This window comes from Cupriavidus sp. 2SB (genome assembly GCF_005503625.1).
Classification (GTDB): domain Bacteria; phylum Pseudomonadota; class Gammaproteobacteria; order Burkholderiales; family Burkholderiaceae; genus Cupriavidus.
Window position 1 is genome coordinate 1 of record NZ_SCMX01000021.1, and the last position, 21,825, is coordinate 21,825.

Consider the following 21,825-nt stretch of genomic DNA (forward strand, 5'->3'; position numbering starts at 1 on the left):
TTGGCGAGGGACGCATGCTGATTTACGGGGCGGGTGAGGCGGGCGTGCAAACCGCGTCCGCACTGGCCGTGTCGAGGCAGTTTGTATTGTTCGGCTTCATCGATGATGACCGTGCGAAGATTGGCGGGACGATCAATGGCCTGGACATCATGGGCCCCGAGGATGTGGAGAGTGCGGTGGAGCGGATGGGCATCACCGACATCCTGCTGGCTATTCCGTCGATGGATCGTGGCGGGCGCAACGCGATCATCGGACGCCTGCGCGATTTGCCAGTGCATGTCCGTACGCTGCCCGGCATGGCCGATCTGGCATCCGGACGGACTACGGTGCATGATTTCCAGGAACTCGATGTCGAGGATCTGCTGGGCCGGGCACCCGTCGCGCCAAATCCGCATCTGCTGGCCCGCAATCTCGCTGGCAAGGTGGTGCTCGTCACGGGCGCAGGCGGCAGCATCGGCAGCGAATTGTGTCGTCAGATCGTGCTGGAGCGTCCGTGCCAGTTGGTGCTGGTGGAACACAATGAATTCGGGCTGTACGCGATTCATCACGAACTCGTCACACTGTGTGCGGACCATGGGCTGGAAGTGGAACTGTTGCCGCTACTCGCCAGCGTCGGCAACCATGGGCGCATGCGTGAGATTTGCGAGCTGTATCGGCCAGCCACCGTTTATCATGCGGCAGCCTACAAGCACGTACCGCTCGTGGAGTGCAATCCGTCGGAAGGCGTGATGAACAACGTCTTCGGCACGCTGACTGCCGCACGGGTGGCCATGGAGACGGGGGTGTCCCTGTTCGTCCTAGTGTCTACAGACAAGGCGGTACGCCCTACCAATGTAATGGGAGCCACCAAGCGCGTTGCGGAAATGGTGCTCCAGGCAATGTCGGACAGTCCGGTCGTGGCGTTTCCGATACCGGGGGAGGCAAGCGAGCAGGAAGTGTCGAACCAGACGCTGTTCGCCATGGTGCGTTTCGGCAATGTGCTGGGGAGCAGCGGCAGCGTAGTTCCGCTGTTCCGCAAACAGATCCGTCTGGGAGGCCCGGTCACGGTGACGCACAAGGAAGTCACGCGTTATTTCATGACGATTCCGGAGGCTGCCCAACTCGTGCTGCAGGCCGGCGCGATGGCGCACGGCGGCGATGTCTTCGTGCTGGACATGGGGTCACCTGTCAAGATCGTGGACCTGGCGCGCCGCATGGTAAAGCTGTCCGGCCTTACCGTTCGGGACGAGTCCAATCCGGACGGCGATATCGAAATCAGCGTGACGGGTTTGCGCCCGGGCGAAAAGCTCTACGAGGAACTGCTGATCGGCAATAGTCCGGGCGGTACGGAGCACGAGCGGATCATGAAGGCGCACGAGGATTTTGTACCTTGGGCGAAGCTGATGCCGATACTGGCCGAGATGCGCCAGGCGGCGCTGGACAACAATCAGGAAAAAATGAAAAGCCTGCTGCGCACCCTTGTGCAGGGCTACGCTCCGGAGCTTGCAGGTGTGCCGGCCAACGTAGTACCCATCGAGTCCCGCAAGGCGGGGCGCGTGTAAGCAGGTAATGGGTCGACAGTATTAGTGGAGAGCAGGCATGCAGGTGAGCAAGAAGCTGATCGCGGTGTTGGTGACGACGGCGGTTGGAGCCGCCATCGGCGCCGCATTGGGCTATGGGCCGTTGATCAAGTACAAGTCGGTGGGTGTCATTCACGTGGAGATGACTACCGGCGAATACAAGCGGATCGCCGAGCTGGCGAGTGACGCCGAGACGCTGCGCGAATTCGCCTCGGTGGTGCCCCCGAAAGATGTGACAGGCTACGATCGGGAAAAGCTGGTGCGATCGGTGGTCACCAGCGATTGGCAGACGCCGGTGCCGAAGATCAGCAAGATCGATTCGCGTGAACTGCCCGATCTGATTATCCAGATGGAGCAGGAGCGTTCGCGACAGCGCCAGCGACAGCGAGACAATCCCGATCAGGAACAGGAAGATAAGATTGTAGTCCCGACCTCCTACCTCGGTGTTCGACTTGCCGCGTTGGGTCCGACTCCGACGGAAGCCGCTGCCATTGCAAACTGGCTGGGCAGCTATTTTAAGGATATCGCCACGCGAGAGGCTGTGCGTGACCAAGTGTATCGTTGGTCGGCTCAGAGCCAGGAGTTTTCCGAGCGGGCCGCCGAGCGCGCACTGCAATTCGAATTTGCGATCGAACAGGCGAAGGTGCGTGCCGCTGCGCTGAAGCGAGTGGTTGCCGAGTATCCGGAAGCCGCGCGCCGTGAAGGGTCACAGGTCGTACAGTTGCGACGCGAGAATGAGAAGTTCATTTCTCCGCTTGCACAACTGGTGGGTGCTGAGTCGGAGATCATCGACTATCAGGCCAAACTCAAGGCCCTGGATCGGGAGCAGCAGCAGCAGGCGTTCTTCCGGACGATGTTGAGTGACGTGCAGAGTTCCATTGCTTCGGCGGCCAGTGGCGCCGATAGCGTCGTCAAGCTGTCGGCAGTGCTTGCTGCCCATGCGAAGAACGCGAAGACCGACGCCGAGCGTGAGAAAGCCGCAGCGCTCTCTGCGGATATTTCGCATATCGTGGCGCGCTTCCAGTCGCAGGCACAGTTCCTCGCAAAGCCTTCGATCCCCGGGCGTCCGGAAATGCCGACGCCGCCTCTGGTTTCGTTCGCCTTCGCGGTCTTATTCGGCCTGGTCGGCGCTGCATTCTTCTGGCGCAGAGAAGTCGTTCGATTTATCTCGTCTGGAAGTTTCCGGAAAGACTGACGCATGGTGACCGCATTGCATGCATGCGTGCGGTCACTCTCATAGCTCAAGCAGTGAAAGCCACGATTCGCGAATCCGTTCCAGCGTGAAGGCCGCGGCCGTCTGATGCGCTTTTGCCGACAAGTTCTGCCGCAACGGCTGCGCGTCGGGGCTGGAGAGTTTGATTAGCGCCGTGGCCAGGGCTGTGGTGTCTTCCACGGGCACCACCCAGGAATTTTCCTGATCGCACAGCAGCACTTTCGGCCCGGTTTCACAGTTGGTTGAAATGACGGGCAGGCCGTAGGCCATGGCCTCGATCAACACCAGTCCGAATCCCTCGTATCTAGAGCTCAGGCAGAAAAGCGATGCGGCCTCGTACTCGCGGGGCATGTCATCCGTGGTGCCGGGGAAGATCACCGAACCGTCGGTGATGCCGAGTTCTGCAGCAAGCGCTTCAAGAGCGTGCCGACATTCTCCTTCGCCAACGATCCGCAACTGCCACCCGGGCATGGAACGGCGGGCACTCGCCCATGCGCGCAACAGGACATCGAAGCCTTTGGACGAAGTCAGCCGTCCAACTGCCAGTACAATGCGGCTGTCACCCCCGGGGTCCGGCAACCGAGGGGGCGGCAGCGGAAAAGGCAACGGATTCGGTATGGCCACGAGACTCGCGCGAATCCGGCCGAGGCCGGCTTGCCAGAGCGCCTTGTCCCGTTCGGTGAGCACCACGACTGCCTGCGCCGACATGCCTGCCAGGCGGCGCGCAAATCGTCGTGCCGGCTTGCCAAGATCCTCATTGAAATGACAGTGCTCCCACGCAATCCTCCGCACGTTCAGTCCGAGCGTTGCGGGTAACGTGAACAGTGTCAGCATGGTGTCTACCTCTACCAGAACATCGACGTCGAGCTGCCGAAGAAATCGTCGAATCTGCGTGACGGTGGTCAGGTAGTGTCGCTTGAACGATGGTCGGATATCGAACACGGAGTGATGCACGATATCGGGATGCAATGGAAACACGCTCGCTCGGTCCCACAGGCTCAGTATCAGCACGCGATACCCCCGTTCCGCCAGCGCATTCGCAATGACTGCCGTCATGCGCTCAGCACCGGCGAAGGCGTTCAGCGTGCCGGTCAGGAAGCAGACGGTAGGGTGGCCGGATGCTTTCATGCCGATGCCATTTCACGAGCGGGGCGGTAGCGCCACCAGAATGCCGCACCGAATATCACTGCTACGGCGTTGCCGAGTGCATAGCCGGCGATGGCGCCCCAGCTTCCCATGCGCGGGATCATCATCAGGTCCCATGCGAGGATTGTTGCCAGCACGAGCGCCCACTTGATGGCTACCCAGCGAGGCTTGCGCAAATGCACGAACAGCAGGGTCAGTGCCACATCCGCAAAGACAAGCGCGGACGCCAATGCCGCGACGCGCAGCAACCCCACCGTGGCGCCAAAGGCATGTCCGTACAGCAGCGTAACGATCCACGGTGCGCAAGCGGCGATGGCGAGTCCGCCGGCCAAGCCCAGTCCGCCCAACGCCAATGCGATGCGTCCGATGTTTGCGTGCGCATCGTCCAACCGCTGCTGCGCATAGACATAGCTCGGCGCGATACCCGCCGCGAGAATCGTTGCCAGCATCGTGAAGTTGTCGAGAATCTGCATGCATGCCGCGTAGGCGCCGAACTCGGCGGCGGGTACGGCGGGCTGCAGGATCAATTGGTCCACGCGTCGCGCGCCCATCATGACGATAAAGCTAACCCAGAATAGTGCGCCGGCGCCGAATAGTTGCCTTGCCAGTTGCGGCTCCCATTGGGCGGCGGTGGCGGGTGTCTGCCGGAGATAGTAGCCGGCGAGCAGCGCGGCGAGCACGACCGCTTCCACCGCGAATGCCACCGCGTAGCCGTCTGCGGCTGTGACGTGCATGGCGAACAATGTGCCCACGAGCACCGCCTTGATGGCCAACGCGCCTAGGCTGAACAGAGTGCCGGGCCGATTGTTCGTATGGGCCTGCATCCAGGCGGTGAACACGCCGAAGGGCTCGCGCAGAAGGACGGCGATGCCAAGCCACAGAGCAACATGCCAGCTCTCCGCCACAGGCCCGGTGACCGCGAGGTATGCGCACATCAACATGTAGCCCGCGATGCCACCGGCAAGCCGCAGCACGAATGCGTGCCACAACAGCTGATGCTGCGCAGCGGGGGCGGGTGATGCCACAAGGCGGGGGACGATCACTTCGGCACTGCAGACGAGTGCAAACGATGCGGCAACCAGCACGATCGATTGCGCGTACTGGAAGTGCGCGAAGCCTTCCGGCCCCAGGGCTCGCGCAAGCATGGCCACGACGCCGATACCGACGCTCACCTGCAGGCCGCGCTCGGCCAGCATCCAGAGCAGATTGCCTGCCACGCGCTGGCGCATCAGGCGGTCTCCGTTGCCGGCACTACGGCACCCGAAGGCAGCCGCGCGTAAAGTGCCAGCCAGCGTTGTGCAACCGTGTCGATCGAGAACGTTAAAAGAACGCGGTCCCGGCGCGCGGCTTGCTCGGCATGTGTGCCGCGGCCGTCGCGTAGCGTCTTCGCCAAGGACATGGCCAGCGCTCGTACGTCGCCACGCGGCACCACGGTTCCGAGTTCGCCGACGACTTCGGCTACGCCGGGTGCGTTTGTCGAAACGACAGGGCATCCGCAGGCCAGCGCCTCCACGAGCACCATGGGCAGCCCCTCGACGTTGGATGACAGCGCGAAGGCGTCAGCAGCGTTGAGCAGCGCGGAGATGTCATCGCGCCGCCCCAGCAGGGTCACGCTCGACGCGAGACCGAGCGATGTCACCAGTTCGGATAGCGGCTGCCGCAGCGCGCCGTCGCCGGCGATGAACAGTCTGGCGCGGACAGCGGGATCGATCTGCGCAAACGCGCGGATCAACGTCTCCTGCGACTTCTCCGGCGCCAGCCGGCCAACATTGAGAAGGAGGCGGGTGTTGCCATCGATGCCGAGTTGTGCGCGTGTCGCGTGCCGCAGCGCCGGGTCCGGTTGGAAATGATAGGTGTCGATGCCATTGGGCATCACGACGATGCGCTGCGCGGGCACGGCGCCTGTCGCGATCATGCCCTGACGGCCATCGCTGCTGACATGGGTCGTCAGGCGGGTCCAGCGATCTGTGGCGCGGTACGCCAACATGCGCAGGCGGCCGCCCTCCCGGAAGCTGTGTCCGGTGCAGACCAGTGGCGGACATCGCGTGATGCGGGTCAGCGCACGGGCGAACAGATTTGCATGCACCATGTGGGCGTGCATGACATCGGGCCGCCAGTTGTGGATCAGCGCACGTGCCTGACCCAGGGCCCGGACCATGCCGGCCGGCGTCTTGCGCATGTTGAGTTCCACGACATGCGCATCGACTGGTGGCTCGATCTCACGTCCCGGAGACAAGCTGAGAATGGCAACAGTATGGCCGAGCCGCAGGAACTCGCGGGCCAGCGCCACGACCTGATGCTCGGCGCCACCCACTTTCAATCCGGTGACAACCAGGAGGATGCGCATGGGTGAGTTTGACGAGTGCGGAACGGCTGCCATCAACGCGCGCCGTAGCCGGTCAGCAACGTCCGTACGGTCTTCACTGCGATCAGCAGATCGAGCGCGAACGAGCAATGCTTGACGTAGTACAGGTCATAGCTGAGCTTGGTGACCGTTTCTTCATGCGTGCCGACGTAGCCTTGCTGGACCTGCGCCCAACCAGACAGGCCGGGGCGGACCAGGTGCCGATAGGGGTAGTAGGAAATCGACTCGGTGAACGATTCCACCAACGGTACTTGCTCGGGACGCGGGCCAATGAAGCTCATGTCGCCAACCAGCACGTTCCATAGTTGCGGAATTTCGTCTAGTCGGTACTTGCGGATGACGCGGCCTACACGGGTCACGCGTGGATCCTGCCGTGCGGCGAACTGGGCTGGTCCATGCTTGTCCACGCCCATGCTGCGGAACTTCAGCATGGTGAACGGCTTGCCAAACAGGCCAGTGCGGCGTTGGCGGAACAGTGCGCCGCCATGGCTCTCCATACTTACGGCCACTGCCACCGCAAGGCCCACTGGCACGGCCATCGGCGCAAGCAGCAGGACGGCTACGATGTCGATCAGCCGTTTGACGTTGTCGAACAGGTAATGGTCGGCGTAGTCGTCGAAGAAGTTCTCGTCGATATGGTCCAGCCCAACGCGGCCCGTCAGCATCTCGCCGATCCGCTCCACGGAATACATCCGAAGATGACCCAGGCGATATTCGGTGAGCAGCCGTGTACGCGCGGGATCGGCGGTCATGCCGCGCTCCACCAGGATGCCGTCGCAGTGCATCGCATCCTCGATCGAGCCGATCTGTTCGAAGCGAGTCTTGGTGGGCGGTGTGGCACCGGGCATTGCGATGATGCGATTCAGGTGCTGCAGGGTTTCAGGATCGAGGTAGCCGAACACTGGCACATATTGCTGAACGAAACGGCGATAGCCGAACCAGATCCACGCCAGTGTGGTGAGGTATCCCACCAGCACGGCTCCGCGTGAATACTCGATGTGAAAACCCGCGTAGACGATCAGCAGCACCGCAAAGGGCAGGCTGGTGGCCATGCCAACGATGCTGGTGCCTTCCATGGACGGAAGATGAAGCGCGCGATGCAACAGCAGGAAGGCCGCGAGGTAAGGCAGGATCGACCACAGCAGTGTACGCGGGAACACATATGTGACAAGGCCTGCCTGATGCGCGGCTTCGGACAAGGCCGCGTTGATGCCGAACAGCACCAGCCCAATGGCAGCCCAGCCCAGCATGCGGCTGGCGCGCCGGATCGTCTCCGAGCGCGCAGGGGTGCCTGAACCATGGCGCCGCAAGGATCTGCCGTGCAGGGTATTCATGATGCGGAAACGCGAGGATCGGCACGGCGGATTCCCGCCAGCACGTGTTGATAGACGGCCCAGGTCGCGTCAGCCATGCGCTCCAGGCCATACGCTTGTTCCCACCTGCGCCGGCTGGCCTCACCCGCGACGGCGCGTGCCGACGCATTGCCGGCTGTCTGGAGAATCGCGTCGGCAAAGCCGCGCCGATCGTTGCCCTTCACAAGCACCCCGCACAACCCGTCGCCAACCTGTTCGCGAATACCCGGAAGGTCGCTGGCGATGACAGGGAGACCGGCGCGCATGGCTTCCAGGATCGAAATGGGAAATCCCTCGTGGTCGGAAGCCAACAGGAAAAGCTGCGCACTGGCGAGCAGGGCGGGGATGTTGTCGACGCCGCCCGCAAAACGCACACGCCCCGGCGCCAGTTGGCTGGCGAGTCGCTCAAGGCTGGCGCGCTGCGGTCCATCGCCAGCGATTACCAGTTCGCAGTCGGGCAATTGCGCCGCGGCAAATGCTTCGATCAGGATGTCGGGTCGCTTCGGAGATGCCAATCGCATGACGGTCACCATACGGCGAAGCGGATCGGCCGGATGCGCGCGTTCCGCCACATCGGCAATGCCATTGGGGATCACGCTGATGCGGTCTTCGCGGATCGGCAACCGGTTTGCCATGGCCCGTTCCGCCTCCGCCACGCAGATGAAGTGGCTGGTCAGGGGCGCAAGCAGCCATTCGGCAACGTGCGCGATGGTGCGCTGCTTCCATGGTGCAGCGGGCTTGAAGGCGAAGCCGTGCACCGTATAGACGACGGGTATGCCGAGGAGCCTGCCGGCGATGCGTCCCAGGGCGCTGGCCTTGGCGCTGTGCGTATGCATGAGGTCCGGGGCTGCATCGCGCAGCGCACGCACGAGTTCCCGCAGGGCAGCAACGGCCTTGACCGGCGACAGCGCATTGTCCATGGTCGCCAGCCGGATGGCAGGAATGCCCAACTCGCCAGCCAGATCGAAAAGGGGGCCGTCACCGCCCGCCAGCAGCGTGATATCGGCCTGCCCGCGCAGGGCGCGCAGCAGGTCGGCAACATGGCTCTGGGCGCCGCCAGTCTCGGAATTGGTGATCAGACAGGCGATGCGTGGCCGTTCAGTCGGCGCAATCAAGGGCAAGGGTGGAGGTCTCTGACAGGGGGCATGCGCGGCCGATGCGACGTTCGCCTTCAGCCGCCACGTGACTGGATCGGTTGTTCCGAAGTTGTCCGAAGAAACGTGCGCAGGCGGACCGAAAACCGCTTGAATGGGACGAAAAATTCCTCCAGTAGGGCGGCTGACGGCGATTATAGCGCCTGCGCCACGCGCAATCCGGCACAATACGGTTTTTTGGCGCCCTGCCCGCGCCCCGTCCCGTATTTTTCTTGCTGCGGACGGTATCGCACGATGAACTCTGTCCTCGGGAAGCCACAATGCAAATTGAACCCTCGATCTTCAAGGCCTATGACATTCGCGGCATTGTCGGCAAGACGCTGACGCCGGAAGTGGCCCGTTTCATTGGCCTGTCATTTGGCTCGGCCGCCGTAGAACTTGGCGAAAAGGCCGTCGTGGTCGGCCGCGATGGCCGGCTGTCCGGCCCCGACCTGCTGGGCGGACTGGTGGAGGGCCTGCGGGCCGCCGGGCTGGACGTGATCGATGTTGGCATGGTTGCCACGCCGATGGTGTATTTCGGCACCAACATCGAGCTCGATGGCCGTCGCGCCACATCGGGGATCATGGTCACCGGTAGCCACAATCCACCCGACTACAACGGTTTCAAGATGGTGCTTGGTGGCAAGGCCATCTATGGCGACCAGATCCAGGCACTGCGCCAGCGCATCGAGGCCGGCAATTTCACGAAGGGTGGCGGCAGCTACAAGCTCGTCGATATCCGCCAGCAGTATCTCGACCGTATCCTCGGCGACATCAAGCTGGCCCGTCCCATGAAGATCGCCCTCGATGCCGGTAACGGCGTGGCGGGTGCCTTCGTGGGCGACCTGTTCCGGGGTCTCGGTTGCGAGGTGGTGGAGTTGTTCTGCGATGTCGATGGTCATTTCCCGAACCACCATCCGGACCCGGCGCATGTGGAGAATCTGCAGGATTTGATGCAGAGCCTGCGCGAGACTGACTGCGAGCTTGGGCTGGCCTTCGATGGCGATGGCGACCGGCTGGGCGTGGTGACCAAGGATGGCCAGGTCATTTTCCCCGATCGTCAGTTGATGCTGTTCGCCGAGGAGATCCTTTCTCGCAATCCCGGTCAGCAGGTCATCTACGACGTGAAATGCACGGGCAAGCTGGCACCGTGGATTCGCGAGCATGGCGGCGAGCCGCTGATGTGGAAGACGGGCCATTCGCTGGTCAAGGCCAAGCTCAAGGAAACTGGCGCGCCAATCGCCGGCGAGATGAGCGGCCACGTGTTCTTCAAGGACCGCTGGTACGGTTTCGATGATGGCCTGTACACGGGCGCGCGCCTGCTGGAAATTCTCTCGCGCCACGCCGATCCGAGCGCTGTGCTCAATGCGCTGCCGAACTCGAACTGCACGCCTGAGTTGCAATTGAAGGTGGCCGAGGGCGAGGCGTTCACGCTGCTCGACAAGATCCGCGCCAATGCCAAGTTCGACGGTGCGAAGGAAGTCATCACCATCGATGGCGTGCGCGTGGAATATCCCGATGGCTTCGGCCTGGCCCGACCCTCCAACACAACGCCCGTGGTGGTTATGCGCTTCGAGGCGGACAACGATGCCGCGCTGGCCCGTATCCAGGCCGAATTCAAGCGCGTAATCCTTGCAGAAAAACCGGATGCAAAGCTCCCGTTCTGAGTCCGTGGGACAGACTTCGGTGACGTCGCCGGCGCCAGTGGCGCCGGTTTCGTCATTTGCCTTGCCCGCACGGCCGCGCATCCTGATCGTCAAGGTCTCGTCGCTGGGCGATGTCGTGCACAACATGCCGCTCGTGCATGACCTGCGCGCACGCTGGCCCGAGGCCGAGATCGACTGGGTGGTGGAAGAGGGCTACGTCGATCTCGTGAAGCTGTTGCCCGAAGTGCGCCGCGTGATTCCGTTCGCGCTGCGCCGCTGGCGCAAGGGTTTCTGGAAGGGTGAGACCTGGGCGGAAGTTGGTGCGATGCGCGCGGCCATTCGCGAACACGCTTATGACGCCGTGCTCGAAACCCAGGGTTTGCTGAAGACCGCCATCGTTGCGCGCAGTGCGTCGCGCACGCGTAGCGCGCCGATCGTCGGTTTGGGCAATGCGACGCAAGGCTCCGGTTACGAGCCTGCCGCGCGGCTGTTCTATACCGCCCCGGTCAAGGTTCCGCGCCAGACGCATTCCGTGCAGCGCTCGCGTTTGCTCGGCGCGGCCCTGACCGGTGCCACGCCCGCCGAACCGCCCGCGTTCTTCGGACCATCGGCGCAAACGCTGCATGTCGATGATCCGCTGTGGGCCGATCTGCCTGCGCGATTCGCGGTCTGCTTTCATGCCACGGCGGGCGCGAAGAAGCGCTGGCCCGTCGCGCATTGGCATGACCTCGGCAAAAAGCTTCACGCCGAAGGACTGACCGTGCTGCTGCCGTGGGGCAGCGAATCGGAGCGGCGCGATGCCGAGGCACTGGCCGCAGGCATGCCCGGCGCGCAGGTGCTGCCGCGTTTCTCGGTGATGCAGGGATTCGGGCTGATCAATCGGGCCGAGGTCGTAATCGGCGTGGATACGGGTCTCGTGCATATCGCGGCTGCGCTCTGCCGGCCGACCGTCGAAATCTACACCGCCACCTGGCGATGGAAGACCGAAGGCTACTGGTCCGACCGCATTGCCAATGTGGGCGACGACGGTCAGGTGCCGTCAGTCGATGATGTCTACGCCGCTGCGCGGCGCGTGCGCGGAGCGAGTGTTTGATGTTGCGCTGGATTTATACATTGCTGTGGCTGGTCATCCTGCCCGTGGCGCTGCTGCGTCTGGTCTGGCGCTCGCGCAAGGAACCCGGTTACGTGCATCACGTGGGCGAGCGGCTGGGGCAGTACGAAGGCATCCCTGCTGCAGGACCGTGGCTCTGGGTGCATGCGGTATCCGTCGGCGAGACGCGCGCCGCGCAACCGCTGATCGATTCGCTGCTGGCCGCCTATCCGGGCCACCGTCTGCTGCTCACACACATGACGCCGACGGGCCGCCAGACCGGCGCGCAACTCTATGGCGACAATCCACGCGTGCAGCAGTGCTACCTGCCTTATGACATGCCGTGGCTGGTGCGCCGTTTCCTGTCCTACTTCCGGCCCGAAGCGGGGATGATCATGGAGACCGAGGTGTGGCCGAACCTCGTTCACGTGACCCGTCGCGCTGGTGTGCCGTTGTTTCTGGTCAATGCCCGGTTGTCGCCGCGCAGCTATCGACGGACGGCCCGTTTCGGCGGCGCGGCGGCGGCGTTGTATAACGATTTCTCGATGGTGCTGGCGCAGACCGCAAGCGATGCCGAGCGGTATCGCGCGCTCGGCGTCAGGTCCGTGCAGATCACGGGCAACCTGAAGTTCGACATGCAGCCGCCGGACACCGGCATCGCGCGTGGCCAAGCGTTGCGACAGGCGCTGGGTGGCCGTCAGGTGCTCGCGGCAGCGAGTACGCGAGAGGGCGATGAACCGTTGATTCTCGAAGCGTTCTCGCGCTGGCCCGGCAAGCAGCGGCCGCTGTTGTTGCTGATACCGCGCCATCCGCAACGGTTCGATGAAGTGGCTGGCATGGCAACGCGCTCGGGCTTCTCCGTGCAGCGACGCAGCGCCCTCCACATCGACAGCGCCGGGGCAGAAGTCAATGCAGACGTGCTGCTGGGCGACTCCATGGGCGAGATGGCGATGTACTACGCGGCATCTGACATTGCCTACATCGGCGGTAGCCTGATTCCGCTCGGCGGACAGAATTTGATTGAAGCTTGCGCCATTGGCACCCCCGTGTTGATGGGGCTGCATACGTTCAACTTCGCACAAGCTACCGAGGATGCCATTGCGGCCGGCGCCTGCCTGCGCGTGGCCAATGCCGACGAACTCATGGCCGCTGCGGCCGGCGTGCTGGACGACCCATCGCGCCTCGCGGAGATGCGCGCCAATGCCCTGACATTCGCTGGTCTGCACCGCGGTGCGACGGCCAGGACACTTGGGATGCTCGCGCGAGTGTTGCGCTAAGACCCGCTAAGTCCCGGACACATTGAGTCGATCCGCTACAATTGCCGGTCGGTGTAAATGCATCAAACATAAGACAAATGAAAATGATGGGCGGAAAGACGCTTCGTAAGCTGGTATTGACTTCCCTTTCGTTGGCGATGCTCGGCGGAGCCGAGGCAGGTGTCGGGCTCGTTAATGTCGAGCCTGCCTCGATCCGGCAAAACGGCAGCCGCGTCAGCATCGATCTGGGCAAGGTATGGTTTGGCAATATCGAGATCAATGCGGGGATCTCGAATGCGGGGCGTTCCGTGTCGCTGATCATGAAGGAAAGCAGTCAGCCGGGACCGCTTCCGAGCACCGGCCCAGAAGCCATTGGCGTGCGTTTCTTCAAGTCCGACCTTACGCTGCGTGAGGGGACGAACAAGCCAGTGCTGCGTGAAGAGGACAAGCGCCTCATGCCGCCGGAAGTGGGCGCGGTCATGCCGTTCCGGTATATCGAGATCGACGGGTGGCAGGGTGCTTTCTCGAAGGCGAATATCCAGGTCAAGGCAGCCGTAGCAGACACGTGGCAGGAACGTGGCAGGATGGTCTTTTCAGGAAGCGCCGACGCCTACTGGCTGAACCGGATCTGGAGCCTTTCGTCCCACACGATGGCGGCCACGAGTTTTGCGGACATCTTTGTCGATGGAGACCGTGAGCGCCTTCCCTACGAGGCGGATGGCTACATCAATCAGCTTGGCTGGTATGCCACTGCCGGGGAATCATCGGTGCCCCGACGTACATTCGAATGGTTGATCGAGAATCCCAACTGGCCGACCGAATGGCAGTCCCACATGATCTTCATGGCCTGGGCGGACTACATGCACACGGGGGACATCGCATTCCTCCGAAAGCACTACGACCGTCTGGGTTTTCTGACGCTGCACGACCTCATCGGCCCGAACGATCTGATCAGCACGAAGAATATTACCGAGCGCTTCAAGAAGGAGTCGCGTCTGACTTATCCGATGGGCGATATCGTCGACTGGCCCAAGAACCAGCGCGACGGTTATGTCATGGGGGACGTGAACGCGGCTACAAATGCCATGGCGTATCAGGGCTTCGTGCTCATGGCGAAAATTGCGAAGGTGCTTGATAAGTCCGAAGATGAGCAACGCTGGCAAGCCGATGCGAAGCGAATCCGAACTGGATTGGAAAGATTGAGGCTTGCAAACGGATTTTATGCGGATAGTCCGGGTACGCAGCATACCTCCGCGCATAGCATTTTCTTGCCGCTGGCCTACGGTCTCGTCGAGGGAGCAGACAAGGCGCGGTATATCCGTAGACTCAACACAGTGATCAACGGGAAATTTCGCGGTGGTTTTCCCGGTTCGGTCTATACGGCGCCATATCTCCTGGAAGCACTGTTCGAAAACGGCCAGGATGACCTGGCAGTGGCGCTCATTCTGAACAACTCGGATCGCGGATGGCGGAACATGCTCCAGAAGTACGAGGCAACCGTGGCTCACGAAGCATGGGATGTGAAATTCAAGGATAACGAAGACTGGACGCATGCCTGGGGTGCCGCGCCAGCGTACATCCTTCCGCGGTATTTGCTTGGCGTTCAGCAACTGGTGCCGGGATGGGCGCGGTGGCGCATTCGTCCGTCCAAGGCGCTCAATGCGAGCGTGGAAGCGTGGCTGCCACTGCCCCAGGGCACGGCGTACGTGAAGCTCGACAAGAACAACGGCACGGCTACTGTGCGGGTGCCTGCGGGAACGGTTGCGGAATTCGTCGACGGTGGCGAGACCCGGAACCTTACGGCAGGTGAGCACGAGGTCCGCTGGAAATCGTATCGCTGAGATTAGCACGGCGCCACGGCCATGCATCGGACTCAGTGGTTGGTGCCGCTTACCAAATCACCAGAAATCTGGGACATGACGAGGCGGGCGCCACTCACACTCAGGTGATCGGCATCGAAATACATGGAGGTTCCGCCGATCACCGCGTTGCATTCCTTCGGGTCGCAGAGGATTGCAGCGGGATCGATGAGCGTCAGGTCGCTGCCCCATGGCAGCTGCCTCAAGTGGTCGAGCACATAGCGATTGCGCTGCTCGTACCATTGGCGCGTGACGCCTGCAAAATTGCCGGTGGTCGCCATACGCGGCGAGGCCGCGATCTCCTGCTGTAGCGGGCGAGGTATTTCGGGAATTGGCGCCAGGACGAATACGTGTTTCCCCGACTTTTGCAGTTCCGTGATGGTGGCGACGAGGTCGTCCCACATCAGTTGGCGCGACTGTGCCGTGTCCAGTCCGCCAATATGCAGTGGCCGGTCTGGAATGGCTGGGTAGCCGGGCAGATGGTCACCGAACAGATGCATGCTGTAGCGGAACGCGACAAGCACGTTCTTGATATGGGGAGATTGCTCGATGCGCGTTATCGCTTCACGTTGCCACTTCGAGCATCCGGGCGCGGGACTTTCGTAACGCGCCGCAGGCGCGCACGCGCTGAAGGTCAGATGCAGCAAGCCCTGGTCACGCATCGCCAGGGCTTCAGCCAGTGCGTAGGCCGGCTCGACGGCGTGGCTGTCGCCAATGACGGCCCAAGTGACGTTGTCTTTGAAGTACGTGCATGCCGCGGAAGGTGACTTGAAGTCCTTGCCCCAGGTATGGCATGCATCGCGCTTGCTACTGAACACGGCAGTTTCCAGGAGTTTTTGCCTGGCTGCATCGAACCGGTTCGGAAAGCCGTTTGCCACGATCGTGACTGCCCCCACTGCGACCATTGTCGCAGTGCCAATCGACGTCAGCGTGACGATCCCTTTCCTGGCTACCTGACGGGAATTCCGGAAATAGGTCTCGATGTATCGCCATGTCGGATATGCGAGCACGAATGACAGAAGCACCAGCATCCAGGACATGGAATGCGCGAGTTCGGTGGTCTGGAAATGCAAGCGTGCAAATGCAAAGATCGGCTGGTGCCACAGATAGGCGCTGTACGACATCAGCCCAATGACGATCAGGACTCTATTCGACAGTATCCGCGTCACTGCGGTTTGCGAGCTCGCAAATGCCAGAATCAATCCAGCGCCGACGGTGGGCAGCAAGGCCGCTACACCGGGAAACCGGGCGTCGTGCAGGCCGAATATTGAAATAAATATCAGCAGAAGGCCGACTGCCGAAAGCATCTGTTCATGCCGGCCGATCCAGCGAGGAACATCTCCCTGAAGTTTCATGCTGGCCACTATCGCGCCCACAAGCAACTCCCAGCTTCGGGTCAGTGGTGAATAGAATGCGGATTGGGGGCTGCTATGCAACGCCCATTCGGCGTAGATCAGGGAAATTACGCCGAGAGCGAGAAATATTTCGGTTTGCCGGGATTTTCCGTAGCGCCAGATCAATGCAATGACCAGTGGGCAGACGAGATAGAACTGTTCCTCCACGCCAAGACTCCAGGTATGTACCAGGGGCTTTTCGTCTGTCGTGGAATCGAAATAACTGGTGGTCAGTCCAAAGTATATATTCGAGGAAAAAGTCGCGGCTGCCATCACGCTTTTTCCAAATGCCAGAAATTCTGCGGGCGCCATCGAGATCCACGCCAGCGGCACTGTCCCTAGTACCACCAGGAACAATGCGGGAAGGATGCGTCGGGCACGGCGTTCGTAAAATTCCCGGATACTGAAAGTACCGTTCGCTCGTGCCTCGACCATCATGTAGGTAACCAAATAACCGCTGATCACGAAAAAGATATCCACACCAGAAAAACCACCGCCGATCCATTTGAAGCCCGCATGAAACAGAATGACGGAAACAACTGCGATTGCGCGTAGACCGTCAATCTCAGGGCGATACTTCAGGTGTTTTATCTGGTTGTTCATATCGCCGACGGCTGGTACCAGTCACTTTGCGAAACGGTGTTCAAAGGCTGGTAATCATAACATAGCCCTTACGCAATACCGTCGGCGCTGGCCTCGCAACGATTAATTGTCAAGCGGCGGGCGTCCTATATTTCAGTCAGGAAGGAAACGAATTGCGTCTAAACGTTTACTTGCAAATTGAAACGTGTAAATTGAGGGGAATGATGGTTCGAATCGAAGGAAATCCGGCATGTCGAGATATCGCTTGTCCCGTCTCCTCGCAGCCTCGCTGGGCGCGGTTGCAATCACCGTAGCCACAGCTTGCGCCACGGGGCCTACCTCCGACAGCCCCTCGGCGGGCGCGAGCTTGGCCGAGACGCGTTCAAGCGGCCCGAGCCGCTGGGAGCTGACGCGCTGGCAGCGGGCCGATGGTTCGTTGCGCGACATACCGCACGGTGACAATTGGGAACCGATTGTGTTCAATTTCAGCGACGGGATCGATTCGTCTCAAGGCACTGTGAGTGGTACGACCGGCTGCAACCGTTTTACTGGGGGCTACGGAAAGACAAGTACCGGTATCCGGTTCGAGAGGGTCGCCGGCACGCGGATGGCATGTCCGGGTGCCCACATGGAGTCGGCCCTGCTCACGGCAATGCAGGCGCCGTTCACTACGGTGGGAACCAAGCCTTCGGCGGACAGCCTCGGGCGCCAGATTATCTGGAAGACCGGAAGCGGCGAATTGCTGCAGTTTGCGGAGCGTGAAGGGGTGGGTCGTCGTGGCGACAAGGTGGACCCGGCGACAGGTAACGTGCCTGGTCGTGAGAAGGTGGTCTATATCGATTCAAAGCGGGTGGAATGTACCGCAGTTGGGAAAATGCAGTGCTACCGATGGCGCGAGTCGCCAGGCGCTCCCTGGCAACTCTGGTATGGACCGATCGAGGGGTTGGACTACGAACCTGGTGTTACCTATCAGCTACGTGTACGTGAGTATCGTGTGCCTGATGCGCCCGCTGACACTGGGGCGGTTCGTTGGCAATTGATGAATGTGGAGTCTCGGTCGCGGGACAATTAGGATGATCAGCTAATATGTCGGGATGATCGTCGCCAGTTTGGCGAAGGTGCGCTCCTCTTACTATGAATCGCAGCACGTTACAACTTTCGCGGGCCGCTGACGCCTTGCTTTTTGCCTTCCCCATCCTGGTTCTCTGTGTTCCACGTGGGGCCGGCGTCTTCCTCGCGGGCGTTGGAATTCTCGCAATCGTGGGCTGGCGCAGGATGGAGAGCGCATGGCGCGACCATTCCACGATTCTCCGGCCCCTTACGCTGACAGTGGTGGCCTTCCTTGCTGTCTTCTTCTTTTCCAAGTTTGTTCACCAAACACCCTGGGATGTTATCGACAACCCCTCGCGCGTCCTGCTTGCGGTGCTGACCTGCTGGGTGGTGGTGCGTGCGCGGCCCGATTCCGCATGGCTATGGCGCGGTATCAGCGTGGCATTGTTTGTGGCACTGTTCATCGTCGCGTATCAGAAAGTGATGCTGAACGAGCCGCGCCCGGGAGCATGGATTCAGGCGATTGCCTTTGCCAACATGGTGGCGGCCCTGTCGCTGATCGGGTTTGCCCGACCTGGAGATACAAGGGAAGTGCATGGCCAGGCGTGGCTGAACATTCTCTGCGGCGCGGCCATCCTGATGCTCAACGGAACGCGTGGTGCCATGGTGGCGATGATGTTGACGCTCGTGCCGATGTTGATGATTCGCTATCGACGCGTTGGGTTCAGAATGTTTGCGGCCGCGGTGGCGGGCACAATCGTTCTTGCTGCGGCTGCTTATCTTGCGCCAGGTAGTCCGGTCTCGAACCGAGTGGACCAGGCGATTAGCGAAATCCAGCAGTTCAAACAAGGGAATTACGAGACCTCGGTCGGCGTTCGCCTGAGGATCTGGGAGATAGGGACCGACTATCTGAGGGAACACCCGTGGACCGGTATCGGTGTGGGGCAGTTCGCACGCATCCTGCACGCAACACCATACTGTCATGAGCGCCCGCACTCAGCGGTCTGCGTTCTTGAGCATGCGCACAACGATATCGTCGAGGTTGCCGCGACCACCGGAGTGTTTGGACTGACCGCCTTCCTCGCGCTGTTTTTTGTGCCTGCAGTCTTGTTCTTGCGTGCGATGTTGCAGGCGAGTTCCGTTGGCAGCGCACAGGGCATCAGCCTGGGCGGCGGCGGTCTTGGTTTTGTGTTGGCCTCGTTGATTTGCGGTCTGACGCAGGTCACGATGGCACACCAGGCCAATGTGGTGTTCTACGCTGGCGTCACAGGTTTGTTGCTGGGACTCGCAAGCTGCGAATCGCTTGCAGGGCGCAAAGTCGAGCAGGGTGCGAATCCGCGTTCCGCGCCTGCCGCGAGTACGGCTTGAGCTTTTGCTCGACTCGCAATCGTTATTGCGCGGCGTCTAACACGTCGCGATCAACTGCGCGGCGTGTTGGCAGTCACCGCACTCTCGCGCCGGCCGCCTGTGCTGCGGGCCGGCGCCACTGGCGCTACGCCCATCCGCGCCTTCTCCGGCAACCGATACATCGCCCCGCTCTGCTCCGTCAGCAGCGTATTGATCCGCACCACATCTTCTTCCGACAGCACGCCCGTCGATGCTTTCAGTCGCATGCCATTCATGATCGTGTCGTACCGCGCTTTGGCCAGGTCGCGGCGTGTCGAGAACAGTTGGGCTTCGGCGTTCAGTACGTCGATGTTGATGCGCACGCCTACCTCGTAGCCGAGCTGGTTCGATTCCACCGCACTCTGGGCCGAGCGTTCGGCGGCTTCGAGGGCCTTCACCTGGGCCAGGCCGTTGAACACGCCCGAGTAGGTCTGCCGTGCCTGCTGCGCGGCAGTGCGGCGTGCGTATTCGAGATCGCTACCGGCCTTGTCGGCGAGCGCGATGGTCTCGCGTACGCGTGACTGGATCTGGCCGCCGGCGAAGATCGGAATATTCAACTGCACGCCCACCACGCCGGAGTTATAGCGGCTGCCCACATTGCTGAGCTGGGTCGCCGTGCCCTGCGCGTTGGTGTAACCGTAGGAGGCCACGAGATCGACCGACGGCAGGTGGCCGGCCTTCGCCTTGTTGGTCTCGCGCTGGGCGATCTCGAAGTTGTATCCGGCCAGGCCCACCTGCGGATTGCTCTGCTCGGCCTGTGCGGCCCAGGCATTTACATCGGCTGGCATGGGGCCGGGGATCGTCGCTGCGGGGCGCAGGCCCATCAGTTCGTCCACCGGCTTGCCGGTAATCTGCTGCAGCGTGGCGCGCACCACCTCGAGCGCGCTCTGAGCGGCAATCTCGGTGGAGGTGGCGAGGTCGTAGCGTGCCTGCGCGTCGTTGGCATCCGTGATCGTTGCCGTGCCGACCTCGAAATTGCGTTTGGCCTGTTCGAGCTGCTCGCCGATGGCCTTCTTCTGTGCACCGGCCAGGTACAGGTTGTCTTGCGCGGCAAGTACGTCGAAGTAAGCCTGCGAGGCGCGCGTGATCAGGTCGAGTTGGGCCTGCTGGAAGGTGACATCCCCGGCCAGCGTGGCCAGTTCGCCCTGCTTGTAGGTTTCCCAACGGTCCCAACGGAACAGCGGTTGCGTCAGTTGCAGGTTCCAGGTGTTCGCGTTGAAGTAGCGGGTGGTATCGACCGGCGAGCTGTAGTCGGCCATGGTGCGCTGGGCGCCCGCCGTGCCTGCCACCTGGGGCAGCAACCCCGCGCGTGCCTGCGGCAAGCGCTCGCGCGTGGCCAGCAACTGTGCACGGGCGCTGGCGAACTGGGCGTCATTGGCTTGCGCGTCGTGATAGACCTGCAACAGGTCCGCCGCCGTGGCAAACGGCATGTGGAACCAGCTCAGCAAGGCAACCGCGAGCGCCAGGGGTTTCCTGGCCCCGGCGGGGACGGCGGACAGCGCAAAACTCATGACATCTCCAGCACGGCGGCACGTTCAGCGCCAATGTTCGGTTACGGCGACAAGCGATACGGCGGGGGCGAGGTACGGCGGGTCTTACACTGCGTCGGTTTTGTGACCGGGTACTGCAGCCTAGTATTGCGGAACGGACGGATCGACCTGGGTCGACCAGGCGTGGATGCCGCCGGTCAGGTTGTAAACCCTGGCGTAACCCTGGCGCTCCAGGAAGTTCGCCACCTGCATGCTGCGCGCACCGTGGTGGCAGATGCAGACGATCTCGGCTTCCTCGTCGATGTCGTTCAGGCGGGCCGGAATCTGACCCATGGGGATATGCGTGATGCCGGGCATGGCAGCGGTGCGGATCTCGAGATCCTCGCGGACGTCCAGCAGCACCGGCTTGGCGCGGCTGGCGTCGGCCAGCCATTGCGCCAGTTCGGGGGCAGTGATTACCTGCATGGCTGGCTCCGGTTCAGAACTTGAAGCGCGACGGCTGGGCAGCGCCTTGCAGCGGGCGGGCCAGCGTCTCGAACAGGTTCACTACCTTGTATTCGGTTTCGGAGACGCGCGTCACAAGGCGGGCTGCCATGACCGGGGCGGTGCCGACGATGGCGACGATACGGCCCCCCACCTTGACTTGCGACAGGATCGAGGACGGCAGCTCCGGCACCGAACCCGAGACACAGATCACATCGTAGGGTGCGGCCACGGCCCAGCCTTCGGCGGCGTTGCCTTCGGCGACTTCCACATTGGTCACGCCCGCGGCGGACAGGTTCTGGCGAGCCAGTTCCACCAGTTCGGGACGGATGTCGACGGTCAGGACGTGGCGGGCGCGATGGGCCAGCAGTGCGGCCATGTAACCCGAACCAGCACCGATTTCGAGAACATTCTCATGCTTGCGGACGTTCAGTTCCTGCAGCAGGCGGGCTTCCACGCGCGGGGGCAGCATGTTCTCGCCGCCGGGCAGCGGAATCTCCATGTCGACGAAAGCCAGTGCAGCGTAGGCTTTCGGTACGAACTGCTCACGCTTGACCACGGCCAGCAGGTCCAGGATTTCCTGGTCCAGCACGTCCCATGGGCGGATTTGCTGTTCGATCATGTTGAATCGGGCTTTTTCGAGATCCATCTTGCCTTTCCTTCCAGATACTTGCGGGGGTGCGATGCCGGGCGAGATTTGCCTCGCCGTCAGCGCTGTCATGTCGGTCGGTACCAGTTGCACGCCGTCCCGGGCGTGGCAGAGGCCGCCGTCTGCCGGGACGTTGCACAAAAGCCCGCTATTTTACTCCGGCGCACCGCGT

General features: G+C 61.9%; 17 protein-coding genes. 8 read left to right on the forward strand and 9 right to left on the reverse strand.

Annotated features, from left to right (window positions below; genetic code table 11):
• Together FFS21_RS12150 and FFS21_RS12155 are read left to right on the forward strand one after the other, a co-directional pair.
• On the forward strand, positions 1 to 1,541 hold a 1,541-nt coding region (locus tag FFS21_RS12150), incomplete at its 5' end, for a polysaccharide biosynthesis protein (protein ID WP_137925098.1).
• 37 nt (positions 1,542 to 1,578) lie between these two features.
• A complete protein-coding gene (locus FFS21_RS12155) occupies positions 1,579 to 2,754 on the forward strand; it encodes a hypothetical protein (RefSeq protein WP_137925099.1) in 1,176 nt (391 codons plus the stop codon).
• Positions 2,755 to 2,793: 39 nt separating this feature from the next.
• Here FFS21_RS12155 and FFS21_RS12160 read toward each other — a convergent pair whose 3' ends face one another.
• The 5 genes from FFS21_RS12160 to FFS21_RS12180 are packed head-to-tail and all read right to left on the reverse strand — an operon-like array spanning position 2,794 to position 8,756.
• Positions 2,794 to 3,900 (reverse strand): glycosyltransferase family 4 protein, encoded by a 1,107-nt coding sequence (locus FFS21_RS12160; protein WP_137925100.1) that lies wholly within the window; start codon positions 3,898 to 3,900, stop codon positions 2,794 to 2,796.
• Positions 3,897 to 5,147: a lipopolysaccharide biosynthesis protein gene (locus FFS21_RS12165; protein ID WP_137925101.1), complete on the reverse strand. Its 1,251-nt coding sequence runs from the start codon at positions 5,145 to 5,147 to the stop codon at positions 3,897 to 3,899. Before FFS21_RS12165 ends, FFS21_RS12160 begins: the two co-directional genes overlap by 4 nt.
• Complete coding sequence (locus FFS21_RS12170; RefSeq protein ID WP_502705170.1) at positions 5,147 to 6,298, reverse strand: glycosyltransferase; 1,152 nt, start codon at positions 6,296 to 6,298, stop codon at positions 5,147 to 5,149. Before FFS21_RS12170 ends, FFS21_RS12165 begins: the two co-directional genes overlap by 1 nt.
• Positions 6,298 to 7,617: an exopolysaccharide biosynthesis polyprenyl glycosylphosphotransferase gene (locus tag FFS21_RS12175; protein WP_370459292.1), complete on the reverse strand. Its 1,320-nt coding sequence runs from the start codon at positions 7,615 to 7,617 to the stop codon at positions 6,298 to 6,300. Before FFS21_RS12175 ends, FFS21_RS12170 begins: the two co-directional genes overlap by 1 nt.
• Positions 7,614 to 8,756, reverse strand: coding sequence for a glycosyltransferase family 4 protein (locus tag FFS21_RS12180; RefSeq protein WP_137925103.1), 1,143 nt, complete (start codon positions 8,754 to 8,756; stop codon positions 7,614 to 7,616). The genes FFS21_RS12175 and FFS21_RS12180 overlap by 4 nt, the downstream gene beginning before the upstream one ends.
• 293 nt (positions 8,757 to 9,049) lie before the next feature.
• Here FFS21_RS12180 and FFS21_RS12185 point away from each other — a divergent pair, with 293 nt between their 5' ends.
• The 4 genes from FFS21_RS12185 to FFS21_RS12200 all read left to right on the forward strand — a co-directional run bounded on the left by FFS21_RS12185 (position 9,050) and on the right by FFS21_RS12200 (position 14,601).
• A complete protein-coding gene (locus FFS21_RS12185) occupies positions 9,050 to 10,435 on the forward strand; it encodes a phosphomannomutase/phosphoglucomutase (protein ID WP_137925104.1) in 1,386 nt (461 codons plus the stop codon).
• Positions 10,416 to 11,507, forward strand: a complete 1,092-nt coding sequence (gene waaC, locus FFS21_RS12190; protein ID WP_137925105.1) for a lipopolysaccharide heptosyltransferase I — start codon at positions 10,416 to 10,418, stop codon at positions 11,505 to 11,507. Before FFS21_RS12185 ends, waaC begins: the two co-directional genes overlap by 20 nt.
• The gene (gene waaA / locus FFS21_RS12195) at positions 11,507 to 12,781 is read left to right on the forward strand and encodes a lipid IV(A) 3-deoxy-D-manno-octulosonic acid transferase (RefSeq protein ID WP_137925106.1); all 1,275 of its coding nucleotides are present in this window, start codon (positions 11,507 to 11,509) and stop codon (positions 12,779 to 12,781) included. The genes waaC and waaA overlap by 1 nt, the downstream gene beginning before the upstream one ends.
• A 77-nt stretch (positions 12,782 to 12,858) precedes the next feature.
• Positions 12,859 to 14,601, forward strand: coding sequence for an alpha-L-rhamnosidase-related protein (locus tag FFS21_RS12200; protein WP_137925107.1), 1,743 nt, complete (start codon positions 12,859 to 12,861; stop codon positions 14,599 to 14,601).
• Positions 14,602 to 14,633: 32 nt separating this feature from the next.
• Here the strand turns inward: FFS21_RS12200 and FFS21_RS12205 are convergent, their stop codons facing one another.
• Positions 14,634 to 16,616 (reverse strand): acyltransferase family protein, encoded by a 1,983-nt coding sequence (locus FFS21_RS12205; RefSeq protein WP_137925108.1) that lies wholly within the window; start codon positions 16,614 to 16,616, stop codon positions 14,634 to 14,636.
• Between the two features lie 229 nt (positions 16,617 to 16,845).
• Between FFS21_RS12205 and FFS21_RS12210 the strand changes: the two genes are divergently transcribed.
• Complete coding sequence (locus FFS21_RS12210) at positions 16,846 to 17,667, forward strand: META and DUF4377 domain-containing protein (RefSeq protein ID WP_137925109.1); 822 nt, start codon at positions 16,846 to 16,848, stop codon at positions 17,665 to 17,667.
• Positions 17,668 to 17,729: 62 nt separating this feature from the next.
• On the forward strand, positions 17,730 to 19,013 hold the full coding sequence (locus tag FFS21_RS12215; RefSeq protein WP_137925110.1) for an O-antigen ligase family protein: 1,284 nt from the start codon (positions 17,730 to 17,732) through the stop codon (positions 19,011 to 19,013).
• 50 nt (positions 19,014 to 19,063) lie between these two features.
• On the opposite strand, the gene FFS21_RS12220 is transcribed toward FFS21_RS12215, so the two are convergent.
• The 3 genes from FFS21_RS12220 to FFS21_RS12230 all read right to left on the reverse strand — a co-directional run bounded on the left by FFS21_RS12220 (position 19,064) and on the right by FFS21_RS12230 (position 21,653).
• Positions 19,064 to 20,542, reverse strand: coding sequence for a TolC family outer membrane protein (locus FFS21_RS12220; protein WP_137925111.1), 1,479 nt, complete (start codon positions 20,540 to 20,542; stop codon positions 19,064 to 19,066).
• Positions 20,543 to 20,662: 120 nt separating this feature from the next.
• Positions 20,663 to 20,986 (reverse strand): rhodanese-like domain-containing protein, encoded by a 324-nt coding sequence (locus FFS21_RS12225; RefSeq protein ID WP_137925112.1) that lies wholly within the window; start codon positions 20,984 to 20,986, stop codon positions 20,663 to 20,665.
• A 13-nt stretch (positions 20,987 to 20,999) separates the two neighbouring features.
• Positions 21,000 to 21,653, reverse strand: coding sequence for a protein-L-isoaspartate O-methyltransferase family protein (locus FFS21_RS12230; protein WP_137925113.1), 654 nt, complete (start codon positions 21,651 to 21,653; stop codon positions 21,000 to 21,002).
• Positions 21,654 to 21,825: the final 172 nt, after the last annotated feature.